At 59.3% G+C, this 2,257-nt stretch carries 2 protein-coding genes; both read left to right on the top strand.

What is annotated here, in order from left to right:
- Positions 1-331 precede the first annotated feature (331 nt).
- On the top strand, positions 332-505 hold the full coding sequence (locus FB600_RS37470) for a hypothetical protein (RefSeq protein WP_186025089.1): 174 nt from the start codon (positions 332-334) through the stop codon (positions 503-505).
- Positions 506-770: 265 nt separating this feature from the next.
- Positions 771-2,257 (top strand): condensation domain-containing protein (locus tag FB600_RS36950; RefSeq protein ID WP_261383552.1); only part of this gene is annotated, 1,487 nt, incomplete at its 3' end.

Here is a 2,257-nt window from a genome sequence, read left to right as displayed (position 1 = left end):
CGTCGCCATAGTCATCTTGGCGGCCTGAGTCCCGAGGCCTTTGAACAGGCCGCGGCGTGAGGGTCGGGGGTGTCTAGTGTGCTCTGGGCAGTCCATTTACGCACAACTCTGGTACATCTCTTTCATTCGACGGAGCCGCCGTTGTCGCAGTTAAGGAGTACAGACATGCGGCAAGGCCGATGATCTAATCATCCGCAAGAAGTCTGCAACTCCTGTTGTGCCTTGTCACGACGAGAAGCGAGTATCGCTCCCAACCCGTGGCGTCTCCCGACCCGACATTCGAGCAAGACCGGATCACTGTACGCCTGCAAGTTACGCACTGGAGTCGATCATGAAACACGACCTCGGCCCGAATGTTCACGATACGGCAGGCGCGGTAACGCCGGCATCGCGGTTCCCTGAGACAGAGTTCGGCGCAACCGTCATACGCTCGGCGCTGCGCACGGGCGCGACACTGCCGATGGTGATCGAACCCGCCATACCGGTCACGGATCCGCTCGCCTGATCACGATGACGCAACGCGGATACCCCGTTTTTCACGCGTTCCCTGCGTGTGCACCCTAGCCGAAACGTGAAACTGTCTGGCAATGCCATCAAGGTGATCTCGTTCGAGATCGCGCATTCGTCGCTATAAGAAAAGGCGGATGTAATTTTGAAACACGGCATTTCATGCACTCCGCTTAGAGCGCGTTGTGCGGTAACCCCGTCGTGCATGCCGGACGGGCGTCTGATTTCATGGGCCACTCCTCAAAATGACCGAAATAATTCGCATGAATTCGCGGAATGCATTGTCCTTCGAGTATCAGGATCTTTATCCGCTGACTTCGGTGCAGCGTGACATCTGGATCGATCAACTGCTCCATGTCGATGTGCCGCTGTACAACATCGGCGGCTATCTTCAGATCGCCGGTGCCATCGACGTCGCGTTGCTGGAGCGTGCGCTGCGCATCGTCGTGGACAAGTACGATGCGCTGCGGATCGTGATGGTCGAAGGCGCATCGGAGGACACCGTGCCGATGCAGGCTTTCGCTCGAATGAGGCCGCTCAGTCTGCCGCTGCATGACCTGTCGCACGAGGCCGATCCCACGGCAGCCGCTGAGGCCTGGGTGCAGCAACACATGCAAAAACCGATGCTCGGCGAACAGCAGCCGATGTTCGAATTCGCCCTGCTGAAACTGCACGAGGGAAGTTACTGGCTAAGTTGGGTGATTCACCATGTGGTCGCCGACGGCTGGTCGATATACCTGGTGACCGATGCGATCGCCAGGATCTATACCGCGCTGGAGCAGGGCGAGTCGCCGGACGGGAGCGCGCCCAGCTATCGGGATTTTGTCGAAGCGGACACCGCGTATCGTGCCTCACCGTTGTTCGAGCGCCATCGCCAGTACTGGCTCGACAAATACAAAGACTTGCCCGAACCATTGCTGCCGCATCGGCACTCGTTGCCTACACTACCAGCGTTCAGCCAGCATCACACGTGGCGGTTGCCGCGCTCGCTCTACGAGAGTCTGGAGGCGTTGGCGGCAAGCCGCCAGGTGGGCGTGTTTCACACCATCCTCGCGCTCGTCTATACCTATTTCGCACGTACGGCGCAGCGGGACGATCTGGTGCTGGGCCTGCCGATCCTCAATCGCTCCAGCGCAGCCTATAAGGCGACGGCTGGCTTGTTCGTCGGTATCAGTCCGGTACGGTTGCAGCTCGACAGCGCATCGAGCTTCGTGGAAATCGCCGCGGCCATTGCCCGGATACTCAAGCAGGACTATCGCTATCAACGCTACCCGGTCAGCGAATTGAACCGCGACCTTGAATTGCAGCGCCACGGGCGAGCACAGCTGTTCGATTTGGTGGTGTCCTACGAGCGCAGCAAAGAGACGCTGCGTTTCGGTACGGCACAGGCGCAGCGCATCAAATGTTCCAACGGATACGAAAGAACGCCGCTTTCGATTCACGTGCGCGAGGATGTAACCAATGAAGATATCTGGATGCATTTCATCTACAGCGCAGCCTGTTTCGAGCCGGCCGACATCGCGGCGATGGAGCAGCGCTTTGCCACCATGCTCGCGTTCGTGCTGGATCATCCCGATGCGCCGGTCCGCGGGGTCCCGCTGCTGTCGCGAGCCGAGCGCGCAAAGGTATTGACGCAGTTCAATGCCACCGCGGTAGACTATCCAAAGAACGAGACGATCCACGGCCTGTTTGAATCGCAGGTCGTGCGCACGCCGGACGCAGTGGCGCTGGTGTACGAGGGCAGCCAGTT

Origin of the sequence: Burkholderia sp. SJZ089 (genome assembly GCF_007828315.1) — a bacterium.
Classification (GTDB): Bacteria; Pseudomonadota; Gammaproteobacteria; order Burkholderiales; family Burkholderiaceae; genus Burkholderia; species Burkholderia gladioli.
The sequence above is the reverse complement of the archived record's forward strand: the minus strand, read 5'-3'. Positions and strand labels throughout refer to the sequence as shown.

Excerpts from the sequence above, each read along its gene's own strand:
- FB600_RS37470 (WP_186025089.1), top strand. The coding sequence starts at position 332 with ATGAAACACGACCTCGGCCCGAATGTTCACGATACGGCAGGCGCGGTA.